This window comes from Meiothermus sp., from assembly GCF_037443965.1.
Classification (GTDB): Bacteria; Deinococcota; Deinococci; order Deinococcales; family Thermaceae; genus Meiothermus.
Map to the genome: position 1 here is coordinate 41,362 of NZ_JBBINI010000017.1, position 24,189 is coordinate 65,550.

Annotated in this window: 23 protein-coding genes; 19 read left to right on the forward strand and 4 right to left on the reverse strand. The window is 60.7% G+C overall.

Translation table 11 applies throughout. The features are described from left to right. Positions 1-322: 322 nt before the first annotated feature. The 9 genes from WKI89_RS10385 (at position 323) to WKI89_RS10425 (ending at position 8,968) form a co-directional block, all read left to right on the forward strand. The gene (locus tag WKI89_RS10385) at positions 323-637 is read left to right on the forward strand and encodes a V-type ATPase subunit subunit G family protein (RefSeq protein WP_337869389.1); all 315 of its coding nucleotides are present in this window, start codon (positions 323-325) and stop codon (positions 635-637) included. Positions 638-645: 8 nt separating this feature from the next. After that, the gene (locus tag WKI89_RS10390) at positions 646-2,628 is read left to right on the forward strand and encodes a V-type ATPase 116kDa subunit family protein (protein ID WP_337869391.1); all 1,983 of its coding nucleotides are present in this window, start codon (positions 646-648) and stop codon (positions 2,626-2,628) included. A gap of 102 nt (positions 2,629-2,730) precedes the next feature. Then, positions 2,731-3,027, forward strand: coding sequence for a F0F1 ATP synthase subunit C (locus tag WKI89_RS10395; protein ID WP_337869393.1), 297 nt, complete (start codon positions 2,731-2,733; stop codon positions 3,025-3,027). 70 nt (positions 3,028-3,097) lie between these two features. Beyond that, on the forward strand, positions 3,098-3,664 hold the full coding sequence (locus WKI89_RS10400) for a V-type ATP synthase subunit E (RefSeq protein ID WP_337869395.1): 567 nt from the start codon (positions 3,098-3,100) through the stop codon (positions 3,662-3,664). 2 nt (positions 3,665-3,666) lie between these two features. Continuing rightward, a complete protein-coding gene (locus WKI89_RS10405) occupies positions 3,667-4,641 on the forward strand; it encodes a V-type ATPase subunit (protein WP_337869397.1) in 975 nt (324 codons plus the stop codon). After that, positions 4,638-4,958: a V-type ATP synthase subunit F gene (locus tag WKI89_RS10410; RefSeq protein ID WP_337869399.1), complete on the forward strand. Its 321-nt coding sequence runs from the start codon at positions 4,638-4,640 to the stop codon at positions 4,956-4,958. The genes WKI89_RS10405 and WKI89_RS10410 overlap by 4 nt, the downstream gene beginning before the upstream one ends. Before the next feature lie 61 nt (positions 4,959-5,019). Continuing rightward, entirely contained in the window at positions 5,020-6,804 is a 1,785-nt protein-coding gene (locus tag WKI89_RS10415; RefSeq protein ID WP_337869401.1) for a V-type ATP synthase subunit A, read from the forward strand. A 10-nt stretch (positions 6,805-6,814) separates the two neighbouring features. Further along, positions 6,815-8,215, forward strand: a complete 1,401-nt coding sequence (locus WKI89_RS10420) for a V-type ATP synthase subunit B (protein ID WP_337869403.1) — start codon at positions 6,815-6,817, stop codon at positions 8,213-8,215. An 87-nt stretch (positions 8,216-8,302) separates the two neighbouring features. Beyond that, the gene (locus WKI89_RS10425) at positions 8,303-8,968 is read left to right on the forward strand and encodes a V-type ATP synthase subunit D (RefSeq protein ID WP_337869405.1); all 666 of its coding nucleotides are present in this window, start codon (positions 8,303-8,305) and stop codon (positions 8,966-8,968) included. Between the two features lie 94 nt (positions 8,969-9,062). Here WKI89_RS10425 and WKI89_RS10430 read toward each other — a convergent pair whose 3' ends face one another. Then, positions 9,063-9,764: an integrase core domain-containing protein gene (locus WKI89_RS10430; RefSeq protein ID WP_337869406.1), complete on the reverse strand. Its 702-nt coding sequence runs from the start codon at positions 9,762-9,764 to the stop codon at positions 9,063-9,065. A gap of 338 nt (positions 9,765-10,102) precedes the next feature. Here WKI89_RS10430 and WKI89_RS10435 point away from each other — a divergent pair, with 338 nt between their 5' ends. From WKI89_RS10435 to rplT, 3 genes are all read left to right on the forward strand, one after another. Then, positions 10,103-10,399, forward strand: coding sequence for a hypothetical protein (locus tag WKI89_RS10435; protein ID WP_337869408.1), 297 nt, complete (start codon positions 10,103-10,105; stop codon positions 10,397-10,399). Positions 10,400-10,508: 109 nt separating this feature from the next. Further along, on the forward strand, positions 10,509-10,709 hold the full coding sequence (rpmI, locus tag WKI89_RS10440) for a 50S ribosomal protein L35 (RefSeq protein WP_337869410.1): 201 nt from the start codon (positions 10,509-10,511) through the stop codon (positions 10,707-10,709). 16 nt (positions 10,710-10,725) lie between these two features. After that, entirely contained in the window at positions 10,726-11,073 is a 348-nt protein-coding gene (rplT, locus tag WKI89_RS10445) for a 50S ribosomal protein L20 (RefSeq protein ID WP_337869411.1), read from the forward strand. Between the two features lie 56 nt (positions 11,074-11,129). Here the strand turns inward: rplT and WKI89_RS10450 are convergent, their stop codons facing one another. From WKI89_RS10450 to WKI89_RS10460, 3 genes are all read right to left on the reverse strand, one after another. Beyond that, positions 11,130-11,432, reverse strand: a complete 303-nt coding sequence (locus WKI89_RS10450; protein ID WP_337869412.1) for a transcriptional regulator — start codon at positions 11,430-11,432, stop codon at positions 11,130-11,132. Beyond that, positions 11,432-12,400 (reverse strand): sodium-dependent bicarbonate transport family permease, encoded by a 969-nt coding sequence (locus tag WKI89_RS10455; RefSeq protein WP_337869413.1) that lies wholly within the window; start codon positions 12,398-12,400, stop codon positions 11,432-11,434. Before WKI89_RS10455 ends, WKI89_RS10450 begins: the two co-directional genes overlap by 1 nt. 479 nt (positions 12,401-12,879) lie before the next feature. Beyond that, positions 12,880-14,652 (reverse strand): tetratricopeptide repeat-containing diguanylate cyclase, encoded by a 1,773-nt coding sequence (locus tag WKI89_RS10460; protein ID WP_337869415.1) that lies wholly within the window; start codon positions 14,650-14,652, stop codon positions 12,880-12,882. A gap of 289 nt (positions 14,653-14,941) precedes the next feature. On the opposite strand from WKI89_RS10460, the gene WKI89_RS10465 reads away from it, so the two are divergent. The 7 genes from WKI89_RS10465 (at position 14,942) to WKI89_RS10495 (ending at position 24,187) form a co-directional block, all read left to right on the forward strand. Then, positions 14,942-15,577, forward strand: coding sequence for a hypothetical protein (locus WKI89_RS10465; RefSeq protein WP_337869417.1), 636 nt, complete (start codon positions 14,942-14,944; stop codon positions 15,575-15,577). 86 nt (positions 15,578-15,663) lie between these two features. Continuing rightward, the gene (locus WKI89_RS10470) at positions 15,664-19,098 is read left to right on the forward strand and encodes an AAA family ATPase (RefSeq protein WP_337869419.1); all 3,435 of its coding nucleotides are present in this window, start codon (positions 15,664-15,666) and stop codon (positions 19,096-19,098) included. A 69-nt stretch (positions 19,099-19,167) separates the two neighbouring features. After that, positions 19,168-19,308 (forward strand): hypothetical protein, encoded by a 141-nt coding sequence (locus WKI89_RS10475; RefSeq protein WP_337869422.1) that lies wholly within the window; start codon positions 19,168-19,170, stop codon positions 19,306-19,308. A gap of 133 nt (positions 19,309-19,441) precedes the next feature. Further along, positions 19,442-21,991, forward strand: a complete 2,550-nt coding sequence (locus tag WKI89_RS10480; protein WP_337869424.1) for a fibronectin type III domain-containing protein — start codon at positions 19,442-19,444, stop codon at positions 21,989-21,991. 117 nt (positions 21,992-22,108) lie between these two features. Beyond that, positions 22,109-22,852 (forward strand): DUF6683 family protein, encoded by a 744-nt coding sequence (locus tag WKI89_RS10485; protein ID WP_337869426.1) that lies wholly within the window; start codon positions 22,109-22,111, stop codon positions 22,850-22,852. Between the two features lie 16 nt (positions 22,853-22,868). Then, positions 22,869-23,051: a hypothetical protein gene (locus WKI89_RS10490; RefSeq protein WP_337869427.1), complete on the forward strand. Its 183-nt coding sequence runs from the start codon at positions 22,869-22,871 to the stop codon at positions 23,049-23,051. Between the two features lie 44 nt (positions 23,052-23,095). After that, positions 23,096-24,187, forward strand: a complete 1,092-nt coding sequence (locus WKI89_RS10495; protein WP_337869429.1) for a hypothetical protein — start codon at positions 23,096-23,098, stop codon at positions 24,185-24,187. Positions 24,188-24,189 lie beyond the last annotated feature (2 nt).

Sequence of the window (24,189 nt, forward strand, 5' to 3'; positions counted from 1 at the left end):
GTCATAATTCGGCTGTACGGTCCATTTGTGGTAAGCGCTGTAACACCGGCACGGAGACCCCAATTCCGCTTTTCTGCCCATTTGAACATAGAAACTTTCTGTAATCTGGAAGAGGAAGTAACGGCTTAAGTGCTGCAGGAAACGCCTAAATGTGTGCTTCCAGACAAAAAGAGAGCGAACGCATCTATTGTATGCTATCTCGCGTTGACATGAATCCTGAGAAATCGCTATGATTCTTGGGGTTCATTTTTGAGCAAGTTTTCACTTGCTCTCTTTCGCGCTGTACAAAAGCCGCGTGGGCGGCACCAAGAAAGGAGGGAACATGGCTGGATCAGGACTTATTAAGAGCCTAGCGGAGCGTGAGCAAGCCCTGGCAAAACAACTGGAAGACGCCAGACAGGCCGCCGAAGCAAAGGTCAGGGAGGCCGAGGCGAAGGCTTCCCAGATTCTGGCAGAAGCAGAGCGGGCCGCACGGGACTTGGAAACGCAATTCCGAGCCCGCACTGCCGAAGCAGTAGCCAAGATCGAAAGCGAAGCCAGGGCCAAGGCCGAAGTCGAGGCCAAGGCCATTGGCGACGCAGCAACTGCCAAGGTGGCCGGGGCGGTTCAGGCGGTGCTGGGGGAGGTTTTGCCTTGATAGCTCCAATGGAAAAGTTGATAGTGGCCGGCCCCAAGCGGCTGGCCCGGGAGCTTCTGAGCGAACTCCAAAAAGCAGGGGTCGTGCATATTGACCCCCTGCGACCCGATGAGCTGGGCGAGTACCGGCTTTCCCCAACCGAAGAAGCCGAGCTCAAGCGCTGGGAAACAGTGGCTTCACAGGCCGAACAGTCGCTGGCCGTGGTCGGCTTGACGGCTGTGGCGGGGGGCAAGTTGTTTGGGGGTTCGCTGGAGGAAGCCGAGGCCACCATCCGACCTGTTGTCAACCGAGCCGAGGTTTTGGGCAAGGAGCGGGCAGCCCTCGAGGAAGAAATCCAGACCATCGAGTTGTTTGGCAAAGCGGCTGATCAGTTGGCGGCGTTGGTGCAGGGGTTGGATCAGAGCCCCCGGCTGGCCGTGATTCCTTTCCTGGTTTCTAAGCCAGAGGAACTCGAGTCGGTGCGCACTGCCTTGCAGCAAGCCATGGCCGACCGTTTTGTACTCGAGGCCGAGCCCCTAGAGAACCAGGTGGCCGCCGTGGTGGTGGTCAAGCGTGGCGAACTCGAGACGGCGCGCTCGAGCCTTTCCCGCCTGGGCCTGGCTGAGCTGCGCTTCCCGGGTGTTTACGGCACCTTACCCCTTGGGAAGGCTGCCGCCCGCATGAAGGAGCGGGCTAAGCTGGCCCCCGAAGAGCTGGTGGGTATCCGCGAAGAGGTCAATAAACTCGCGCGGGAGTCCAAGGAAGCCCTGCTGGCTTTGTGGGTCCGGGCCAAGGACGAAGTGGCCCGCTACAAGGCCTCCGCCGATATGGCCGCTGGCAAGTATGGCGCTGCCCTCATGGGCTGGGTGCCCCAAAAAGCCAAGGGCCGGGTGGAGGAGGCCCTGGCCCGCCTGCGCGACCAGATCGTCTACACCTTCGAGCCCGTAGACGAGCACCACGAGGGCCTCCAGGTGCCGGTAACCCTGGAAAACCCGGCCTGGGCCAAGCCCTTCGAGCTCTTGCACAGCTTCCTCAACACCCCCCGCTACGGCTCCTACGACCCCACCCTGATGATTGCCGCTTTCTTTCCCTTCTTCTTTGGGATGGTGGTGGGCGATATCGGCATAGCCCTGCTTTTCGGCCTGCTGGCCTACTGGCTGGGCTCGCTGGCCAAGGCCCGTAAAAACCTGGTGATCGGCTTCCTGGGGGCCAACTTCGGGCCGGATGTGGTGGGCAGCCTGAGCAAGGTGCTGTGGTGGATGACCGGCTGGGCAGTGGTCTGGGGCTTCATCTACGGCGAGGCCTTTGGTACCTTCCTGGAAAAACTCAAAATCCTGCCGGGGGGTGGCACCATCTTCTATGACCCCAACCACGGGGGCCAGGGGCTCATCCCCATGACCATCAACCGTCTCGACTTCGAGCAGACCGCCACCTTCCTGATGCTGGCCAGCATTGCCTTCGGGGTGTTGCAGGTGCTGTATGCCTTTATCATCCGCATGCAGCAGGGCCTCAAGCACGGGCATATGAGCCACTTCTGGGAAGGACTGGGCTACCTGGCCGGTAGCCTGGGCCTGATCGCCTTTGCCTACAACTACCTGACCCAGGCCAACAACGGCCTGCTGACCGCCATTCTGGTGGTGGGCTTGCTGGTCTTTGTAATCAGCGCCCTGCTGGCCAAAATGCCTCTGATGATTGCCGAACTGCCCTCCAAAGGCGGCCAGATTCTCAGCTACATCCGTATTTATGCGGTGGGGGTGGCCGGTGCCTTGCTGGCCAGCCTGGCCAACCAGGTTGGCTTCGGGCTGGCCGAGCGGATGGGGTTTGTGGGAGGCATCCTGGGCTTTGTGATTGGCCTGATTATCCTGCTGGCGGTGATCATCATCACCACCCTGGGGCACGTGCTGCAACCCATCCGTTTGCTGTGGATCGAGTTCGGCACCAACTTCGGCTTTTACGACGAGAGCGGTCGTCCTTACCGCCCCTTCAAGTCGGTTCGGAGAGAGGACATCTAGGCTGTGCGTACCCATCGCACGCAGAACATGAGGCTAGTCCACAATAGGCCGGTTTTCCCGGCTGGCTGGAATCTAAACCTAAATAGGAAAAAGGAGATGAACATGAAGATTGCTAAGGCTACCAAGTTGGTTTCGGTGTTGGTGTTTGCGCTGCTGGTGACCGTCGCTTTTGCCGCCGAGGGTGAGGCGGCAGCGGGTGCGAACTACGCGGCCATCGGTAAGGGGCTGGCCATTGGTCTGGGTATCCTGGGTACCGGTGTGGCCCAGTCGGCCATCGGCGCTGCTGCTTTGGGTGCTGTGGTGGAAGACCGCCGCAACTTCGGTACGGCCCTGCTGTTCTTCCTGCTGCCCGAAACCCTGGCCATCTTCGGTTTGGCCTTCTCGTTCCTCATCAACTAATGCGGGTGGCCGGTAGCTCTCGGTGCATTGGAGCCATCGGCTATCGGCGAGAAGCTTAGAGAGGAGCCAAATGTCGAAACTCGAGGACATTCTTCAAAACGAAGTTGCCGCCGAAATCGGGGCGATTGCGGCCGAAGCCGAGGCCAAGGCCCAGGCTATTTTGGGTGAGGCCGCGCAGAAAGCCGAGGCCCTCAAGGCCAGCAAAGAACGCCAGCTCGAGGCCGAACACGCTGCGGCTTTGCGCCGGGCGGAGAGTGCGGCGGAACTGCTAATCAACCAGGCCCGTATCGCCGCCAAGGGTCGGGTGGTTGAGCAGGTCAAGGTGGACGTTCTGCAAGCCTTGCAAAACCTAGCTACCCAGCCAGCCTTTGGCGATACGCTCAAAAAGCTGGCCGAGGAGGCCCTGGCCGAGGTAGTACAGGCCGAGGCGGTGGTGCTTAACCCGGCCCACACGGCCCTGCTGGCCGACTGGGCCAAGGCCAAGGGCCTTGAGCTCAAGGCCGACCCCGCTATTCGGGATGGCGTGCGCCTGGTGGCCCAGGGGGGGCGGGCCTACGTGCAAAACGCCCTGAGCGAACGCCTCGAGCGGGCCTGGGACGCGCTTTCTGCCAAGGCGGCCAAGGCCATCTGGGGGTGAGTATGGCTGGTAGCGGCTTCGCTTACCTAAATGCACGCCTGCGGGCCCGGCGGAGCCAGATGGTTCCTGAACTGTTTTTTCAGCAAGCGCTGGGCCAGTCTTTCCCCGATTTCGTGCGCGCACTGGGGGATACGGTCTACGGCCCGGATATGGTCGGTGATGGCCTGGCCGACGTGGATCGGGCGGTAGCCAGCCATATGCAGCGCATGGTGGGCGACCTGCCGGGGCTGGTGACGGGCAATATGCGTGAGGCGGTCAATCTGTTGCTGTTGCAGGCTGACCTGAACAACCTCAAGACCATCCTGCGGGGCAAGGCCGCTGGCCAGAGCCCCGAAGAGATTAAGGGCCGGCTGGTAGGGGGAACCCTGCCGGAAGTGCTGGTCAATGCCATGCTACAGGCCCCGGATGTGGCCAGCGTGGCCCAGGTCTTGCAGCTTCCGACCCACCCCCTGGCCAAGGCCCTGCGGGCGGCGGCCAGCCTTACAGACCCGCTGGCGCTGGAGGTGGCCCTCGACCGCGACTTTTACGCCAACAGCCTGGAGAAAGCCCGCCGCTTGCGCGAACCGGCCCTGGCTTCGTATTTCGGGCTTCAGGTGGACGCCACCAACCTGACCACCGCCTTCAAACTACACGCGCTGGGTGTGACGACCACCGAGGGTTACTTCGTGCCGGGCGGGAGCCATGTCAGCCCGGTGCTGTTCAACCGGGTGGCCGCCGGAGACTTTGCCGCCTTGGAGGCCCTGAGCGGCACGCCGCTGGCTCCGGCCAGTGCGGCCCGTAACCTGGGTGAGCTCGAGCGTGCCCTACGGCAGATTCTACTCAGTAAAGCTGCGCAGGGCGGCAAGGATACCCTGGGGGCCGGGCTGGCCCTGGACTACATCCGCCGCAAGGAGTGGGAGGGCGCGCGCATCCGCCTCCTGGCCCGGCGGGCCTACTACAACCTGCCGGCCGATGCAGTGGCGAAGGAGGTCGCATGAAAATTGGGGTGCTGACCGATGCCGAAACGGCCTCCGGCTACCGTATGGCCGGCCTCGAGGCCGTTGTTGCGGCCCCTGAAGAAGCGGCGAGCAAGCTGACCGAGATGATCCAGTCCAACCAGTACGCGCTGGTGGCGGTAGACCAGAGCCTGCTGCCCGATCCCAACAAGGCTACCGAGCGGGTCATGCGGGGGCGCAATGCGCCGGTGTTGCTGTCGTTGCCCAATCTGCTCGACACCTTCAGTGGTGGCGGCGATGCCAAGGCCTACATGCGCCAACTGGTACGCGAGACGATTGGGTTTGACATCAAGTTGTAAAGGAAGAGTGAAAGAAGGTTAGAAGAGAAAAAGGTAAAGTAATAGAGAAACACAGGACTGTTTGCCGTTACTTTTCACCTTCCATAATCCCACAAAGGAGGAACTTAGCGTGGGTACGATCAAAAAAATCGCAGGGCCGGCAGTCATTGCCGAAAACCTGCAGGGCGCCAAGATGTTCGACATCGTGCGCGTCGGTAACGAAAAGCTCGTGGGGGAGATCATCCGCTTGGATGGGGAGACTTGCTTTGTCCAGGTCTACGAAGATACTAATGGCTTGCAGGTGGGTGAACCCATCGTGACCACCGGATTGCCGCTGGCCTTGGAGCTGGGCCCCGGCCTTCTGAACGGCATCTTCGATGGGATTCTGCGCCCGCTGGACAGGATTCAGGCCGCCTCGGGCATCTTTATCTCCCGTGGCATCGAGGTATCGTCGCTTGACCGAAGCAAGAAGTGGGACTTCACCCCTACCAAGAAAGTGGGCGATGTGGTCAAGGGGGGCGATATCCTGGGCACGGTGCCCGAGTACAGCTTCACCCATAAGATTCTGGTTCCACCTGATAAGAGCGGCAAAATCAAAAGTATTGTGGGCGCTGGCCAGTACACCATTGACGACACCATCGCCGAGTTGGAAGATGGCACCAAACTGCGCCTGGCCCACTTCTGGCCTGTGCGCAAGGCCCGCCCTTTCACCCGTAAACTCGACCCCAACCAGCCCTTCCTGACCGGGATGCGGATTCTGGACGTGCTGTTCCCCCTCACCGCAGGCGGCACCGCCGCCATCCCTGGCCCCTTCGGCTCGGGCAAGACCGTGACCCAGCAGTCCATCGCCAAGTTCGGCGATGCCAACATTGTGGTCTACGTGGGCTGCGGTGAGCGTGGCAACGAGATGACCGACGTGCTGGTGGAGTTCCCCGAGCTGGAAGACCCCCAGACCGGGCGCCCTCTGATGGAGCGTACCATCCTGGTGGCCAATACCTCCAACATGCCGGTGGCAGCCCGTGAAGCCTCGCTCTACACCGGAATCACCCTGGCCGAGTACTTCCGCGACCAGGGCTACAAGGTTTCGCTGATGGCTGACTCGACCAGCCGCTGGGCCGAAGCGTTGCGCGAGATTGCCTCGCGCCTCGAGGAGATGCCGGCTGAAGAAGGCTACCCGCCCTACCTCTCCTCGCGCCTGTCTAGCTTCTACGAGCGTGCCGGTAAAGTGACCACCCTTGCTGGCGAACAAGGCGCGGTTTCGGTGATCGGCGCGGTTTCTCCAGCAGGTGGCGACTTCTCCGAGCCCGTCACCCAGTCCACCCTGCGCATTACCGGCGGTTTCTGGGCGCTGGACGCTCAGTTGGCTCGAGCCCGCCACTTCCCGGCCATCAACTGGGCCCGTTCGTACTCCTTGTTCCTGAACATCCTCGAGCCCTGGTACCGCGAGAACGTGGCCCCGGACTACCCCGAGGTGCGCACCCAGATCATCACCCTGCTGCAGCGCGAGGCCGAACTGCAACAGGTGGTGCAACTGGTGGGCCCCGACGCCTTGCAGGATGCCGAGCGGCTGGCCCTGGAAATTGGCCGCATCGCCCGCGAAGACTTCCTGCAGCAAAACGGCTACGACCCGGTGGACGCGAGCTGCTCGATGGCCAAGGCCTACGGCATCATGCAGATGATCCTGGCGGCCTACAAGCAAGGCGAGCTGGCCCTTTCCAAAGGGGCGACCATCGCGGACTTCCTGAACGACCCGGTGATCGAAAAAATCGGGCGGGCCCGCTACGTGCCCGAGGCCGAGTTCCCCGCCTACAAGGCCGAGTTCGACCAGATGATCAAGACCGCCTTTATGGGTGCGGTCAAGGCGTAAGGAGGTTCTGATGCTCAAGAAAGAATACAACGCCGTAACTTACGTCTCCGGCCCGCTTTTGTTCCTGGAGGGGGCCGCCGATCTGGCCTACGGCGCCATTGTGAACATTGACGACGGCACCGGCCGCATCCGTGGCGGTCAGGTGATCGAAGTCTCGGACCAGTACACGGTTTTGCAGGTCTTCGAGGAGACCTCGGGGCTGAACCTCGACAAGACCACTGTCTCGCTGGTGGAAGATGTGGCTCGTCTGGGCGTTTCCAAGGAGATGGTGGGCCGGGCTTTCAACGGGATTGGTCGCCCGATAGATGGTCTGCCTCCAGTGGTGGCCGACAAGCGCCTGCCCATCAACGGCGCGCCCATCAACCCGGTGGCCCGCGAAAAGCCCGAGGAGTTCATCCAGACCGGCGTCTCGGCCATTGACGTGAACATGACCCTGGTGCGCGGCCAGAAGCTGCCCATCTTCTCCGGCTCGGGCCTGCCCCACAACGAGCTGGCCGCCCAGATCGCCCGCCAAGCCAAGGTGCTGGGCGAGGGGGAGGGCTTCGCGGTGGTGTTCGCGGCAATGGGGATCACCCAGCGCGAGGTGAGCTACTTCATGCAGGAGTTCGAGCGCACCGGCGCGCTCAGCCGCTCGGTGCTGTTCTTGAACAAGGCCGACGACCCCACCGTGGAGCGCCTGCTGACGCCCCGCATGGCGCTCACTGCCGCCGAGTACCTGGCCTTCGAGCACGACTACCACGTGCTGGTCATCCTCACCGACCTGACCAACTACTGCGAGGCCCTGCGCGAGATCGGTGGGGCCCGCGAGGAGATTCCGGGCCGCCGCGGCTATCCCGGCTACATGTACACCGACCTGGCCTCGCTCTACGAGCGCGCCGGCGTGGTGCACGGCAAGAAGGGCTCGGTCACCCAAATTCCCATCCTCTCGATGCCCGGTGACGACATCACCCACCCCATCCCCGACCTCACCGGCTACATCACCGAGGGCCAGATCTTCATCGCCCGCGACCTGGCCCAGCAGGGCATCTTCCCGCCCATCAACGTGCAGCCCAGCTTGTCGCGCTTGATGAACAACGGCATCGGCAAGGGCAAGACCCGCGCCGACCACAAGGAGCTGGCCGACCAGCTCTTCAGTTCCTACGCCCGTGGGGTGAACCTGCGTCGTCTAGTGGCGATTACCGGCGAAGATGCCCTGACCGAGATTGACAAGAAGTATCTACGCTTTGCTTCCAACTTCGAGCAGAAGTTCATCAACCAAGGCCAGAACGAGCGCTCCATCGAGGAGAGCTTGAACATCGGCTGGGCCTTGCTTGCCGACTTCCCTCCCTCGGAACTCAAGCGCATCCGCCGTGAGTACATCGAGCAATATCATCAGAAGACCGGCAAGCTGGAAGAGTTGGTGGGAGCGTAGTGTGGCAGAGGGCAGAGGGCAAAAGGCAGAGGGCTAAAAAAGCTCTTGGCTCTCAGCTCTCAGCCCTCAGCACACCTCGAGGTGCTTATGGCTGAACAAGTCTCACCGACACGCTCAACCCTGTTGGCCAAGCGCGATCAGAAGCGGCTGGCCTTGCAAGGCGTGGAACTGCTCAAAAACAAGCGGGATGCCCTGATCGGGGAGTTTTTCGCCCTGGTGCAGGACTCGCTCAAAGCCCGCGAGGCCCTCAACGACGCGGCCAAGGAGGCCTACTTCAGCCTGTTGATTGCCAAGGCTTTCGATACCCCCGAGGCGGTGGAGTCGCTTTCGGGCACGCCCATGGATGTGCATATGGAAGTGGAGAGCCTCTATGGGGTCAAGGTGCCGCGAATTTCCGCCCCCGAGGCGGGGGGCGGGTTGTCCTTCAGCCCCATCGGGGTGGGGGCCAAGACCCTGGAGGCAGCCACTGCTTTCCGCAAGCTGGGCGAGGCCATCCTGATGGTAGCCAACACCGAAAACCGCTTGCGCAAGATCGGCGAGGAGATCAAGAAAACCAACCGCCGGGTGAATGCTTTGGAGCAGATCTCCATCCCCGAGATCAACGAGCAGATCAAGTTTATTACCGATACCCTCGACCAGCGGGCACTGGAAGAGGTGACCACCCTCAAGCGCATCAAGGCTGCCATTCTGGCCCGCGATGCCGAGGAGCAGGGCATCGTCTCGGCGCATATCGAAAAGGGTGCTGGGTTGTAAGGAACAATGCTGTTTGCAAGCCCCGCCGAAAGGCGGGGCTTTAGCTCACCCTCGAGCCAGCCGATAGAGCCTGTAGCCCACTGTAGTGCTTCACCTAAACGATACCAGTTTCCTGAGCTGACCGAATAACCTCCAGTGGGGTCTTGTAATCCAACGCCTGGTGCGGACGCCGGGTGTTGTAATCCTCGCGGAAGCTCTCCAGCACTCTATTTGGCTCATCCAGACTCTCCACCTCCTCGTACTGTAAGGATTCCACCTCGAGGGTGCGGTGAAAGCGTTCTACTCGACCCATGCCCTGGGGCTTACCTACCGCAGATAAGGTTTGACCCCAGCAGCTAGCCTCCAGAAACTCGGTAAAGGCCTTGGCCTTGAAAGCTGTGCCCTGGTCGCTCTTGACCTCGATGCCTTGCGTGGGGAGCTTGAGCCGCTCAGTCTGAAGAATGGCTTGGCCCAGGGCATTGCTCGCCGCCTGGGCATCTTCGGTCAGGGTGGCTACTGCCGCCAGGCAGTAGCGGCTCTGATACTTGATCACATTGCAAAGCCTGTCTTTACCCCACCTGGTAAAGTCCAAACCCATGGTCAAACCCATACGCTCGGGTCGTGGGGGTGGACTGTAGCGGTAGCCCCCGCGTCTAGGGCTTTGCTGCAGCCGCCCAAAGCGCTTCATCAGGCAATAGACCGTGCTGGGGCTGGCCGGGATACCCTGTTTTCGGCGGTAGTAGGTGGCCTTGGCTGTCCCCGCCAGTTGCAAAAAGCGATTCACCCCCAATCCCATCTCCTGTGGTACGGTTTCCATCTGCTCGAAGCTCAAAGACCCTTGAGTTTTTTTGGATCTCCAGCTTCAGCAGGTGTACGGAGCCTGCTCCGTCCCAAAGGGAATCTACCTGGCCGTTTCGGCCAGGGCCTCCTTGAGCTGGCGGTTCTCCATCTCCAGGGCCGTCAACCCCTCATCTTTGCGTCCTGCCATACCTGCGGCACCACTCAGCCGCGCTGACCTCACCCCGCAGCAAGCTCAACACGAGGGCTACCTTTTCTTCCACGCTGCGTTCCTTTGGCTTGAGTTTTCCTATGCTTCACCTCGGCTTGCCAACATCTCAGGTGGTCTCGCTTTTGTGAAGCACTACAGCCCTTCGAATGCACCGCCAGGTCAGCCAGGAGACCGACTATGCCATCACCTCGCTTGTCCGCATCCCTCAGGATTTCTATGCCCTTTGGCGCGGGCACTGGCAGGTGGAGAACTGTCTGCACCACCCCCGCGATACCGTCTTTGGTGAAGACGCTTCCCGCAGCCGCAAGGGGGCCGCTGGGCTGATGTATTTCCGTGATGTGCTCCTCAACCTTTTACGTCTCAACAACCTATCCCCACTGCGCTCCATTCGCTACTTCTCTGCCAACCCCAACGAACTCTATCGGATGTTGTGCCCTTCGTGATAAAAGCCTACTTTTGTTGGCAAATGCCCCAAGGAGATGCTATACTTTCAAGGCTGCCGAGTTTTAGAGTCCCTCCTGGGGCACTCAGGCCGCAGATACAGGAGCAAAAATGGCCAAGATGAAGACCCACAAGGGCGCCAAAGGCCGTGTCAAGATCACGGCTACAGGCAAGGTAGTTGGCAAGAAGCCGGGAAAACGCCACCTCAACTGGCACAAGTCGGGCAGCAGCCGCCGTCAAAAAGGGCGCGACTTCACCTTCTCCAAAGGCGAAGAGCGCCGTGTCCACCAGCTCATGCCCTACGACGTATAAGGAGAGGTGATACTGAATGCCACGTGCAAAGACCGGTGTCGTCCGTCGCCGTAAACACAAAGCCATCCTCAAACGCGCCAAGGGCTTCTATGCCCTGCGCTCCAAGAGCGTTCGCAAGGCCCGCGAGACTCTATTCAGCGGGGCCATGCGCTCCTTCAACGACCGTCGCAAGCGCAAAGGCGATATGCGCCGTTTGTGGATCGTGCGCATCAACGCTGCCGTTCGCCAACATGGCCTAAGCTACAGCGTGTTCATGCACGGCTTGAAGAAAGCTGGTATCGAGCTCGATCGCAAGATTCTGGCCGACATTGCCGTGCGCCAGCCCGAAGCCTTTGCCGAGCTGGTAAGCAAAGCCAGAGCCTAGAGCAGTTCTGCCAAGACCTCGCATAGCGAAACCCAAGGCTGTGCGAGGTCTGATTTTCAGGTATATTTTTCGCCCCGCACCACCTCCACAGTCTCTACATAGGCGATCACTGCGTAGTTGGCAAAGTAGACCTCGGCTAGGTGGCTGAGAATTTTTTCCGCGACAGCAGGGCTTACGATTGTTTCCAATCGGATATTGCTCCCTTCCCATTCGCTGGCCCGTACCCCACGGCTGCCCTCGCCTCGAGCGGGCGTTATGGTGTAGCCTTTGGCTCCTAGCTTCTTAATTTCTCGAACGAGTTTCTCCTCCAGAAAACCTTCGGCGATGATGGTGACCAATTTGAGAGCGACCAGGGCCATTAGCTACCTCCGTGTAGCCAGCGAGAAAGGGCAAAGTAGATGGGAATTCCCAGGGTCAGGTTGAAGGGGAAGGTGATGCCCAGCGAGGCGGTGAGGTAGTAACTGGGATTGGCCTGGGGCAGGGCAATTCGCACCGCGGCGGGTGCGGCAATGTATGAGGCACTGGCGGCCATGGTACCCAACACCATTGCACCCCCTACCGACATACCGGCTAGGCTACCCAACCAGACCCCCATCGCGCCGTGTATCAAGGGCATGACGATCCCAAAACCAATCAGGAAAACCCCCACTGTACGCAAGTCGCGCAGGCGCTTGGCGGCTACCATCCCCAGCTCGAGCAGAAACAACACCAGTACCCCGCGAAACGGGTCTACAAACACCGGGGCAATTTGTTGGAGCCCCTCTGGCCCGGCCAAAAAGCCCATCAAAGAACCCCCCACAAGCAGCAAGATGCTCTTACCGGCGAAAATTTCCCGCACCGCCTCGCCAATGGAGCCTTCCCCCAGGCTGCGGCGGGCAATTAACAACGCAATTACGATGGCTGGAACTTCCAGAATTGCCACCAGTGTCGGCATAAAGCCCTCCACTGGTTGCTTCGCGGCCTGCATAAAGGCGGTGGCCGCGATAAAAGTAACAGCCGATACCGAGCCGTAGTGGGCGGCGATGGCGGCGGCGTTTACCACATCGAAGCGCCCCAACCGGCGCAGGATGGCGTAGGAAAGCAGGGGCGTGAGCACGCTCAGCGCCAGCGTTGCCAGGGCAGGCTTCCACAACTCGGCAAAGGGTGTGGTGGCGAGCGCCGCTCCACCCTTTAGGCCGATGGCCAGCAGCAGATAAATCGAGAGGGTGGTGTAGAGTGCATCGGGGATTTTGAGGTCGGACCTGACCAGCGTGGCTACCATGCCCAACGCAAAGGCCAGCACAGCAGGGGAGAGCAGATTGATACGAAGCAGTTCCAGCGTATCCACTATTCCGGATTTTACAGCGTGATACAGGTTCCGCTTGAACCCTTAACCTTTGCACAAGAGTTTGAACCTTCTCAAAGCGAGGCCTTCAGTACGGCTTTTTTGATTCTTGCATCAAAGGAAGTTTGGTCAGTAAGGTAAAAACGCAGACATCACTCAGATTTGCATATGGTTGATTGTTTTATCGAGAGGGGATTGGACATCCAGTTTTGCGCCAAGTTCAATCTTTGCGTAGGAATTGGGCCATTCTGAGAGCCGATAGCTTGAAGAATCTCGCCCAGCACGATTTCCCGAAAAAATCTGATACTCACAGCGATTTTCCTATTTGCCGCCGAACAAGAATTTCCATCCAAACGGCGCGTCAGAGGTGAGGTCAAACTCCTGACCAAAGGCTTTTTGTCGGGGGTATTTGTGCGGGCCTGCTCCTCTGGGGGTTCCCTCTTTTCGGTGGGCAAATCCCAGGGTTCGCAGGTACTGGCAAATTAAGAGCCAAAACAAACCTGGTTGCGGCGTCTCTTTTTGGCTTCGTAGAGGTACTGGTCGGCAACCATCAGCAGTTTCTCGTGGTTGGAGGTACTGGGGGCGTCGCTCACACCAACGCTGACCGTGACCGCCAGATCGGGATGGATGAAGCTCCAGTCGTGGGCTTCGATGCGCTGGCGCAGGCGCTCACAAGCAGCAGCGGCTTCGACGGCGGTGGTTTTGGGGAAAGCGATGGCAAACTCCTCCCCACCGTAGCGGGCGATAAGCTCTACCTCCGGTAGGGTCTCGCGGAATAGGGCGGCGGTGGTTTTGAGTACCTCGTCTCCAGCCTGATGGGAGTAGGTGTCGTTGATGGCTTTGAAATGGTCGAGGTCAAGCAGGGCCACGCTGAGGGGCCATTGTTCGGTGCGCGACTGTTCAAACAGGTTGCGAAGCTGTTGCTCGAGGTAGCCTCGGTTGTAGATCTGGGTGAGGGGGTCGGTGCGTACCATCTGCTCGAGCTGGGCCAGCAGGCGGCTCTTCTCGTGGTTGGCTTGCTCCAGGGCTTCGTTGGCCGAGACCAGCTCGACGTTGCGCAAGCGCACGATCTCGGCCTGCTGGAGAGCCTGCTCGGCCTGAAAGCGAATCAGGAGGGCCAGGGTTTTGCGCTCGAGCTGCTCCTTGAGGGTTGCAGTGGTGAGTTCGTGGTACAGCCGGTGCTGCTGAAGGGCCAGGGCAAACTGGCCTTTGTGCTGCCAGACTTCCGAGAGGTAGAGGTGTACCTCGGTATGGGCCTTGCGGTTGCCGCAGGTCTGGGCCACCTGGAGGGCTTCCTCGAGGGTGTTTTGCGCCATCGTATAGCTGCGTTTTTCCAGCCAGATGCGGCCAATCTGCACCAGCAGGTCGGCCTCGCTGTGGCGGTTGTGCAGCCCGCGCTCGAGTTCCAGGGCCCGTTTGTTGAGTTCCAGTGCGGTGTCGTACTGCCCCAGCGCAAAGTAGGTGAGGGCCAGGTTGCCCAGTGCGCTGGCCTCGATGCGCCTATCCCGCAGTTTTTGAGCCAGTTCCAGGGCCTGCTGGCTATACTCCAGCGACGACTGGTAGGCTTCCAGCCGGTAGTGGGTCAGGCCCAGGTTGTTGCGCACCACTGCTTCGCGGTGCTGGCTGCCCACCCGCACATAAATTTCCAGGCCCTTCTGAAAAAGCTCCTGAGCGCGGGTCAGCTCCCCTTGTTCCAGGTAGACCGCACCCAGGTTGCCCAGAGCGGCGCCTTCGGCATCGAGGTTGCCCAGGCTTTGGGCCAGCCCCAGGCTCTGTAGGTACAACTCGGCGGCCCCCTGGTAGTCGAAGAGCGAGAAGTAGGTTCCGGCCAGCCCATTGAGGGCGGTAATTTCCTGGTTCTTGTCCCCCAGGGCGTGGGCCAGTTCCAGGGCCTGGTTGTAGTGCTGGATGGCCGTGCGGTACTCCCCCAGCATTCGGTGCACATGGCCCATCACGGCCAGCGCCTTGGCTTCGAGGCCCTGGTCGGGCTCGAGCGAAAGTAGGGTGCTGAGGTTGGCGCGGGCCTCGAGATACTGCCCCAGCCGGTACTGGCTTTCCCCCATCAGACAGAGGGTGAGCGGTTGCAGCTTGGAAAGCCCATGTTCCTGGCACAGTTGCGCGGCCTGGTTGGCCATGTCCAGGGCTTGGGCTGGGTTGATGCGCAACACTTCGCTGCCCAAATCCACCAGGGTTAGAACCCGTTCGGCAGCCGAAGGAGTTTTAGAGGAGGTTGGCTGGGAAGAGTGATAATTCATAATGGCTTCCTGAGGTTTGGGGTGAATACTCTCCAAGAGCAGATGCGTAGCGTTCTAGGCTGAGCCTAGGGGTATCTGGGGTTAATTCGGGTGACATTTGTCACACCCGAGCGTTAAGAAGTGAGTTATTTTTCATTAATATTCGCTATCAACCCTCAATCCCCATACTACCGTCATGGGAAAACAAACGCTGGATTAAGCACGATTCCAACGGTTGGTTTTGCTTTACTCAAACTAGATTGAACTAAAAACCGCAGTTTTGTTGCTCGGAGTATGCCATCCTGCGCATATGGCACGATGGTTGATGTTGGGTTGCTTTGGTTTTTTGCTGTTTTTGGGGTTGGCAGGTTGGGCGGCCTACTCTTTCTTAATCCGTCCGGCCCAAACCCTGGTCAACGACTTCCGCCAGATTATCGCACTGGACAACAAGGTGGAGCGGCAGACCGCCTACACCCCGCCTGCCAATGGGCAACTGAGCGCCGATCAAGTGCAGCGCTTTTTGCGGGTGCAGCGCAGCGTTAAGCAGCAACTGGGTGAGCGCTATCAGCGCGTCGAGGCCCGGCTCAATCAGTTGGCCAACCAACAGGTGGGGCAGCTTACGCTGGACTACCGCACCGCGCTGGATTTGTTCCGCGAAGGGGGTTCGCTGGTGCTGGACGCCAAGGGCATTCAGGTACAAGCCCTCAACCAGCAGGGCTTTTCTTCGGAGGAGTACGCCTGGGTGCGGGCTCAGGTCTATGCTGCGCTGGGCTACGGGGTACCCAACCTTAACCCGCAGGAAATCCTGCGCCAGATTGGGGCCGGCGACTTCAACCCGAGGGTCGATCTAGTCAAACCCGAGGCCCCGGCGGCCAACGTGCGGTTGGTGGAGCCTTACCGTGCCGAGTTGGTGAGCTACTATCCGTTCACCTGGTTTGGGCTTTAGTGGAGATGTGCTAAAACTAAGAAACTGCTTAAAGCCTTTGTGCGAAACAAACACTGAACCTGATTTGGGTTTTTTACAATATATAAGTGCCGGATCGCAAGCGCCTGGCAAGGGCTTCGGAACTCCTCGAGACCTACCCGGCTCGGGGCCGCCTCGAGGTGCTGGGTGTTCCGACTTTGCACATCCAGAACCGCCAGCTGCGCCCGCTCGAGCGTAAGACGGCGGGTCTGCTGGCTTACCTGAGCCTGGAAGGCTCCACCAGCCGCTCTAAACTGGCGGGCCTGTTGTGGCCCGAATCCACCGAGTCCACCGCCCGCAACAACCTGGCCCAGGCCCTGAGGCGGCTCAAGCAGGCCGCCGGGGCCGAGGTGGTGCGGGGAGGCGATGTGCTCGAGCTGCTGGGCCTGACGGTGGATGTGGCCCTGTTGCAGGTAGCCCACTTTGCGGGACGGCACCAAGAGCTGGCCGAAGCCCGAGGGGTGTTGCTGGAGGGCTGCGATTACGACGACTGCCCCGATTTCGACGACTGGCTCTTGGTGCAGCGGGAGAAACTGGCCGAGCTGCGACGGATGTCGCTGGCTGCCCTGTCCGACGGGCTCGAGCAGGCCGGGCAGTACCGCGAGGCCCTGGCCTACGCCGAACGGCTGCTCGAGCAGGACCTGCTCTCGGAGGTGGCCCACCGCCGGGTCATGCGGCTCTTGTACCTGAGCGGGGACCGGCCCGCTGCGCTCAGGGCTTATGAGCGTTGTCAGACTGTCCTGAAGCGCGAGCTGGGGGTGGCCCCGCTGGCCGAAACCCAGGCGCTGGCGGCACAGATTACCCAGGGTGCGGGGCTCGAGCAAAGCGCCCCCCCGCAAAAAAGCGCCATCCCTCTCAGTTTGTTGCGCCCGCCGGTGATGGTGGGCCGTGAAAAGCTTTGGGCCCAGATGGAGGAAGCCTACCAAAAAGGCCAGGTGGTGTTGTTGCGCGGCGAGCCAGGGGTGGGAAAAACCCGGCTTGCGCTCGATTTCGCAGCATCGAAGGGGCGGGTGGTGCTGTTGGCGGCTCGTCCTGGCGATGCCGGAGTGCCTTACTCGAGTTATGCCCGCAGCCTGCGCGAATCTTATGCCGAGCGGCCCGAACTGCTGCACAACCTACCGGCCTGGGTACGTCGCGAGGTGGCCCGTATTCTGCCCGAGCTGGCACAGGATGCGCCCCCACCCCTGCTATCCGAAGCTGAAAAACTGCGCTTTTACGATGCCCTGGCCGAACTCACGCTGTATTCACACCCTGGAGACAGGCCCAGCATTCAGGTTAGCGACGACGCGCAGTACCTCGACCGGGCCAGCCTCGAGGCCATGCTGTACCAGCTCAACAAATATGGCGGGGTGGGGGGCCAAGGACAGCCCCCCTTCACCATCGAGATTTATCGTCGGGGCGAGATTGCGCCCGAGGTCGAGCAGGGAAGTTTTTTGCCCCTGGTGGAGGCAGGGTTGGCGGTGCTGCTGGACGTGGATCCATTGCAGCCCGCCGAGGTCGAAGCCTTGGTACAAAGCCTCGAGGTGCCGGGTCTGGAGTCGCTCGCGCAGACACTGGTGCGCTACGCTGGGGGTAACCCATTTTTTGTGCTCGAGACGGCCCGGAGCTTGGTGGAGTCGGGGGCCTTGCAGAAAGGAGTTCCACAAAAGCTCCCGGCTTCGGGCCGGGTGCGCACCCTCATCAAGGCCCGCCTCGAGGGCCTTTCTTCGCCAGCCCAACGGCTGGTTCGCACGGCTGCTGTGGCCGGGCCCGACTTCTCGCCCGAGCTGGCCGCTTCGGTGCTGGAGGCCACCCCCTGGGAGCTCTTGGAACCCTGGGCCGAGCTCGAGGCGGCCCAGATGTTGCGAGGCAGCGCCTTTACCCACGACCTGCTCTACGAAGCTGCCCTGGGGAGCATACCGGCCAGCATCAAAGCCTATCTACATCGGCAAATCGCGGCGTATTTGGAAGGGGCAGGGGCCGATCCAGCCCGCATTGCAGACCACTGGCTGGGGGCTGAGCCTTCTCGGGCGGTTCCTTTTCTGGTACAGGCCGCCCGCAGGGCCGAGGAGGCCTACCGACTGACCGAGGCCGCCCAGTTCTACGAGCAGGCCCTCGAGCACACAGGAGAGGCCCAGGCCTTCGACTTGCTGGAGGTCTTAAGCCGGGTGATGGTTCGCTTCGATACCGGCCAGCGCCACGCCAGGTTGATAGAGCGTATGCAGACGATAGCCGATACCCCCGAGAAGCAGGCCAGAGCCTGGCTGTGCGAGGCCATCCGGCAGGCCGAGCATGGCTATGGCCTCGAGGCCGAAGCAGCGGCCCGGCAGGGCTTGCAGGCTGCCGAGCAAGCCGGGCTGCCCGAGCTGCGTATCCGCCTGCTGGACTCGCTGGCCCAGTCGCTCTATGTGCAGCGCAAAACCCCTGCCCTGGTCGAGGCCCTGGAGCAGCTCCGGCAGCTTCATCGGGAACGGGGCGACGTGCTTCAGGCCGCCATCTGCACCTCGCGTCTGGGCATCGCCTACGATCAGCTCGAGCGCCATCGCGAGGCCTTGGCCTACTACCAGGAGGCCGAACCGGTTCTGGAGCGCTCCGAAAACCGCATCATGCGGGTGGGTTTTCACCACAACCGGGCGGTCTCGCTGGCTGCGCTGGGTCTGGCCGAAGCAGCCCTGGAGGCGCAGCTCCAGGCCGGGCGCTTGCTCGAGGGTACGCAGGGCGCGACAGGCCGCGAGGTGCACCACCTCAACAACCTGGCCCTGCGCTACCACGACCTCGAGCGCTACGCAGAGGCCCAGCAAGCCCTGGAACGCGCACTGGAGATTGTTCCGGAGGAGTGGGGCTGGACACGGGCTTTTAGCGAGTACCAGATGGCCCGGCTCCACTGGGTGTGGGGGGCGTGGGATACTGCCTCGGACTGGCTGAACCGGGCCCTGGGCGCACCCGACCTGCCCCAGCGCGACGAGGCCACCTACCGCATCCTGGGTCTTTTGCTGGCGCACCGGCGGGGAGAAGAAGTCGGTTCTTGGATAGAAAAGCTGGGTGAACTTTTTGATGGCCAGCAAGGCCAGGCCTATGGGCGCTTTTTGTTGGCCAAAGCCCGCATACTGCCCGATGAAGCACCTGTGTACCTCAAAGAAGCCCTGGCGCTGGCCCAGGAAAGAGACTTTCCCGCCCTGCAAATATCCGCCCATACCCTTTTGGCCGAGGCCTTGTTGTGTCGGTCTGGTTCGTCCCGAGGTGGTTTGAAGGAAGCTCAAGCGCACGCACAGGCAGCAATAAAGCTGCTGGAAGGCTACTGGCCGACGGGTTGCACAAAACTCGAGGTGCTGTGGGTGCACTGCTGTGCCCAGGCGGCCAGCCAGCCCGCTGACCTATCCTTGTTCGAGCAGGTGCTAGACCACTTGATGAGAATCGTCGAAAATGAAGTACCTTCCCAGTACCGATCCAGCTTCTTGAGCCGCAACCCTCTAAGCCAGGCGATTCTTCAGGCGGCTCGAGCGGCCGGCTTCTCGACCCCTTAGCCCACAGTTATCTACCGGTCATGCAAGTGGGCCTATGGTGAACGAGGTGATACCCATAGGAGGAATCATATGAAGATGAGATGGCTACTGGGTGGGGCGTTGCTGGCACTCCACACGGCCCGTCCCGGCGAAGGGCCGGGTAACATTGGGGGCACCGTTTCGCTGGGCTCGAGCAGGCCAAAACCAAGCAACCCTCCACCCATCGGATAGATCCCTCCGGGGGCCTGTTTCCAGTCATCCTCCAGTCATGCTGCTTGCCCTACCCTACCTGCATTACATGGAAGGGTTGAGCAAGGAGGGACTCGTGCGAGGGATACGAAGGTTGGCTTTTGGAGTTTTGTTTATGTTGGGCCTGTGGAACCCGATTGCACAGGCGGCCCCTGGCTACGTGGACGGAAACGATGTTCCGGTATGGCAGATATGCCCTATAACCAACATTAGTGCGATCGCCTCACAGAACAAAGTCGGCTTTTTTACTGATCCCAGCACGTCTTATCCCAAAACTGGTGATGTGGGCTATGTGCGGGCAGTGGGCTCCAACATAAGTCCGTGTACCAACGATACCATCGGTTTTGATTTTTTCCTTCCAGACGGGGCTACGCTGGCAATTGATAGTACCAACCGGGTGCGCTGCTACGCGATCAAGTTCACGACCCCCACCCAGGTGATTGAGTTTACCGATAACCCACCGGGTTTCCAGGGAGGTTGTTCGCAAACACCTTCCACCGGAACCAGCGGGGGCTTGTTTTTTGGCTATGCAGTAGTTGCTCCCGGTTGGCAGGTGGATATTCGTGTACCGGTGCGTTACAACAGACAACTTTTGGGACTCGCCGGCCCGACCACTCACCGCTTGACTGCAGTGGCCCAGACCGCTTGGGGCAATGTTACACCGTTTGTGCCGGTCACGGTTTACTATCAGGCCAGCTTTCAGAACCTGCAAAGCAGCGGGATTGGCGCTACCACTGCGACCCTTGGGGTGAATCTTTTTAGCTATTTCAAGGGTGGCCTGCTGTATGTGGATTATGGAACCACCAATTCCTTCGGCAACTCGACGCCCCCAGCGACCGTGCCCAACACCGCCCTCAATTTTCCCAGCGTCAGCACCAGCCTAACCGGCCTTACCCCCAACACCACCTATTTCTGGCGCTACCGCTTCGTTACCGACGCGGGAACTTTCAACAGCCCTACCCAGACCTTCACCACCTCGGCTGCTCCCACCTTTGCCCTCACGGTCAATAAGAACGGTACAGGTTCAGGAGCCGTAACCAGCAGCCCAGCGGGTATCAACTGTGGGGCCACCTGTACCGCCAGCTTCGCCCAGGGAACCACAGTAACGTTAACCGCGGCACCAGCGTCGGGTTCGGTTTTCGCAGGGTGGAGTGGAGGTGGTTGTAGTGGTACAGGTACATGCACGGTCACGATGAGCGCTGCCCAGAGCGTCACCGCAACCTTCAACACCGCGCCCACCTCTACCTTCAACCTTACCGTCAACAAAAGCGGCACCGGTAGCGGCACGATCACCAGCAGCCCAAGTGGCATCAACTGTGGAGCTACCTGCTCTGCGTCGTTCAATGCAGGTACGGTCGTTACTCTTAGCGCGGCTGCTGCCAGCGGCTCTACCTTTGCTGGCTGGAGTGGGGGTGGTTGCAGCGGTACGGGCACCTGTACCCTAACCATCAACGCAGCGCAAAACGTGACTGCTACCTTCAATACTGCTCAGAGCTTCGGTACCCTGAACCTGCAAGTGACGGGTCTGCCCAGCGGCAACAGCGCGACCCTCACCATCACCGGCCCGGACGGTTTCAACCAGCAGCGCACTATCCTGACCGGTACCGGCCAGTCGCTTTCCGATGTGGTGACAGGTACATACACGGTTACCGCACCCAGTGTGGTGGTGAACAGCACTACCTACAACCCCAACCCAGCCAGCCAGACCGTGAACGTGACCACCGGTAGCGTCACCGCCAGCGTGAACTACACCCAGGCCCCTGCAGCCAGCTTCGCGCTCACAGTGAATAAAGGTGGTACCGGCAGCGGCACGGTGAGCAGCAGCCCGGCGGGCATCAACTGCGGTGCGACCTGCAACGCTGCCTTTAGCTCGGGGGCTAGCGTGATCCTGAGTTCGGTTGCTGATGCGGGTTCGACCTTTGCTGGCTGGAGTGGGGCCTGTACAGGTACAGGTACCTGCTCGGTTACGATGGACGCTGCCAAGACGGTCACGGCTACCTTTAACACCACACCGGCAGGAAGCCCGACCATTACCGCCGCCAAGCCCGCCAACGCCCCCGCCGATGCCACCCGCAACAAGGGCCAGAGCAACGTCTCGATGCTGGCCTTTACCCTCAATCCCTCGCAGGCTACCCAGATCCAAAGCGTCACTCTGCAGGCCACGGGTACCGGCCACGACGGCCTCGACCTCACCGCGGTCAAGCTAATCCCCGACGCTAACGCCAACGGCCAGGTAGATAGCGGGGAAACGCCCATCGCTACCGGAACCTTCAGCGCTGACAACGGCACCCTCACCCTCAGCCTGTCCAGCCCGCTGGCGCTCAGTCCGGGCAACAGCCAGTTCCTGGTGGTGGCCGATATCGCCAGTACGCTGGCTGCTCGTCCGGCGGTGCTGAAAGCCCAAAGCCTCCCGGCTCTACCTGCGCCACTGCTGCTTACTATGCTGCCCTTGATGCTGCTTGGTGCATGGCGCATGCGCTCTTTGCGGGCGGGCTTCTTGGCGCTGGCCCTGGCCCTCACACTGGCAGCCTGTGGGGGCGGAGGCCAGAACACGGTTCCAGTTAACAAGACCTACCAGATCAACCTGACCGCGCTGTCTGCTCAAGGCAACCCAACTGTGAGCGGCCTGCCCATTAGCGGCGCGACCATCACGGTGCAGAAGTAGAACCTCGAGGTGTCGGTGGAGTGCCTCCTCCTGCCGACACCCAACCTTACATGCAGAAAGGAACCATCAAACTCACTTGCATCAATGAATTTGTGCCCGAGTCTAAAAGGAGCAACTATGCCAAACTCTTTCAAGACCATGCTCACCATCGCCGCCAGCCTCGCGCTATCTCCGGTGCTGGCCCAGTTTGGTGCACCTAGCAGCCTTAGTTTTGCCAACATGAACGCTTACCTCAGCGTGCAGACCAACTCGGCAGCGGTGCGTACAGCTCAGCAAAACCTAGACCGTATCAACCAGCGCAACAATGCCAACGCCAGCGCCCAGACTGCCGCCCGCAATCAAGCCCAAACCGCGCCCCAGACTACCTTCCGCCCCAACGGACAGCGCTTGCTGCTGGGCCAGTTTGTGCGCAGCCTCAGCAACGACCCAGCCATCATCCGCGAGATGAATACAGCCTTCAACGAAGCCTTCAAGGCCTTTGAGGCCGAGGCCAGGCGGCTGGGTAGGCCCAACAACGTGGCCATAGCCTTCACCTATCTGGTGGGCGTGTGCTACATGGTGCACTATGGCGAGGAACCCAGCGAAACCGCGCTGATGAACCTCCAGGCCAACACCGATGCCGCTTTTGGGGCCTCGAGTAGCTTTAAAGCACTTACGGATCAGGATCGGCAAAAGCTCTACGAAGCCTTCGTGCTGATGGCGACGCTGCCGCTGTTGGGTTACACGGTGGCGACCGAGCAGAACGATGCCCAGTTGCTCGAGACCTACCGCGAGGTGGCGGGGGTGGCCCTCGAGAGTGCCCTGGGGGTGCGCCCAGATCGGCTGCGGTTTACTGCAACAGGCCTCGAGCTGCGCCGGTAAGCGAGGCGATTTGGATATGAACCTGAAGCCCAGCCAGGTCTACGTGTTGCGCGTTTGGTATGAGCCGAGCCCCGAGGGCGAGGTCTGGCGGGCCTCGGTGAGCCGGGGTGAGGAGCGCCACTACTTTGCGGATTCCCGCAGCCTCACCGATTTTTTGAAGCAGGAAATGGAAGCCGAGCAAGAGGAGGCTCCAGAGTAGGGGGTTGTGTGGGGTTCGCTACCCCTGGCACAAGGAGGTAAAGCTTGTACAAGGCTATTTTTTTACTGGTAACATCCCTTTTTCTAGCGGCCTGCGGTGGAGGCGACAGCGGTAGCAATCCTCCCGGTGGGGGCAGTCCCCCCACTGGCAGCTTTCCAGCCGAACTCAGCGGCATCTGGCAGGACACCCTGGCCAGCGGTGGCGAGTTCACCAACCTCTATACCGGGATTACCTTCAACATGACCCAGGGCTACTCGGCGCAGCTCAAGGTTAGGCCCAACGGCGAGTACTACTTTGCCCACTACTCGCAGGGTGTGTCGTCAAATTGCGCGCTGGTCAGCTTCTTCGACCAGATGGAAGGGCAGGCTGAATTGAGCGGCAGCCGCCTAATTCTGCGGCCCCGTCAGCGGCGGTTGGACTGGCAAAACTGTACCAGCCCTGCCACTCTCAACCTGCCGCTCGATCCCGTGATCTTTGATGTAGCGCTCTCGAAATACGAGACCTTCCTGGACACCACTGTGCAGATGGTTCTCTCCGGTGGCCCCTATCCCCTCAAGTTTAAGCTGCTCAACCCCAGCCCACCCGCAGACCCTGCCCAGCCCCCCCAGCCCCAAGACTTCCAGTTGGGTACCGATGGCCCATACGACGAGATGCTGGGAGTGTGGGGATACCGGGATACCCAGTTCTACAACCCGCAGACCGGGGCCTACCAGTTTCCTGGGGATACCGGGCATCACAGGTTCATCCGCTGGCTACCAGGTGGCTACGAGCTGGCCTTGGCGTATGTCCGGGTTAACTTCGAGGGGGTCTGCAAAAAAGACCTCATCTACTTCGAAAAGGGCAACGCCCTGTTCAAGATCACCAACCAGCGCGATGAATACACCTACCAGGGGGATGTGCGCCTCGAGGCCACCCAGGCCAGGCTGATCGTGCGCATCCGTGAGTGTGGTTCGGAAGATGGGGTGCAGGAGTACACCCTCAAGCCCCTCACCAGCTACCACCGCTGGAGCTATACCCTGCCGGCGGGTGGTGAGGACTTCATGCTGGGCTGCCATTACCCAGGCCACGCCTGGAGCCCCTACATTTGCTACACCAGCGGGCAGGGGCCCTGGTACAACCTCGAGCGCCGGCAATAGAT

Coding starts and splice junctions, on each gene's coding strand:
- WKI89_RS10385 (WP_337869389.1), top strand. CDS start 323: ATGGCTGGATCAGGACTTATTAAGAGCCTAGCGGAGCGTGAGCAAGCC.
- WKI89_RS10390 (WP_337869391.1), top strand. CDS start 646: ATGGAAAAGTTGATAGTGGCCGGCCCCAAGCGGCTGGCCCGGGAGCTT.
- WKI89_RS10395 (WP_337869393.1), top strand. CDS start 2,731: ATGAAGATTGCTAAGGCTACCAAGTTGGTTTCGGTGTTGGTGTTTGCG.
- WKI89_RS10400 (WP_337869395.1), top strand. CDS start 3,098: ATGTCGAAACTCGAGGACATTCTTCAAAACGAAGTTGCCGCCGAAATC.
- WKI89_RS10405 (WP_337869397.1), top strand. CDS start 3,667: ATGGCTGGTAGCGGCTTCGCTTACCTAAATGCACGCCTGCGGGCCCGG.
- WKI89_RS10410 (WP_337869399.1), top strand. CDS start 4,638: ATGAAAATTGGGGTGCTGACCGATGCCGAAACGGCCTCCGGCTACCGT.
- WKI89_RS10420 (WP_337869403.1), top strand. CDS start 6,815: ATGCTCAAGAAAGAATACAACGCCGTAACTTACGTCTCCGGCCCGCTT.
- WKI89_RS10425 (WP_337869405.1), top strand. CDS start 8,303: ATGGCTGAACAAGTCTCACCGACACGCTCAACCCTGTTGGCCAAGCGC.
- WKI89_RS10430 (WP_337869406.1), bottom strand. CDS start 9,764: ATGGAAACCGTACCACAGGAGATGGGATTGGGGGTGAATCGCTTTTTG.
- WKI89_RS10435 (WP_337869408.1), top strand. CDS start 10,103: ATGCACCGCCAGGTCAGCCAGGAGACCGACTATGCCATCACCTCGCTT.
- rpmI (WP_337869410.1), top strand. CDS start 10,509: ATGGCCAAGATGAAGACCCACAAGGGCGCCAAAGGCCGTGTCAAGATC.
- rplT (WP_337869411.1), top strand. CDS start 10,726: ATGCCACGTGCAAAGACCGGTGTCGTCCGTCGCCGTAAACACAAAGCC.
- WKI89_RS10450 (WP_337869412.1), bottom strand. CDS start 11,432: ATGGCCCTGGTCGCTCTCAAATTGGTCACCATCATCGCCGAAGGTTTT.
- WKI89_RS10460 (WP_337869415.1), bottom strand. CDS start 14,652: ATGAATTATCACTCTTCCCAGCCAACCTCCTCTAAAACTCCTTCGGCT.
- WKI89_RS10465 (WP_337869417.1), top strand. CDS start 14,942: ATGGCACGATGGTTGATGTTGGGTTGCTTTGGTTTTTTGCTGTTTTTG.
- WKI89_RS10475 (WP_337869422.1), top strand. CDS start 19,168: ATGAAGATGAGATGGCTACTGGGTGGGGCGTTGCTGGCACTCCACACG.
- WKI89_RS10480 (WP_337869424.1), top strand. CDS start 19,442: ATGTTGGGCCTGTGGAACCCGATTGCACAGGCGGCCCCTGGCTACGTG.
- WKI89_RS10485 (WP_337869426.1), top strand. CDS start 22,109: ATGCCAAACTCTTTCAAGACCATGCTCACCATCGCCGCCAGCCTCGCG.
- WKI89_RS10490 (WP_337869427.1), top strand. CDS start 22,869: ATGAACCTGAAGCCCAGCCAGGTCTACGTGTTGCGCGTTTGGTATGAG.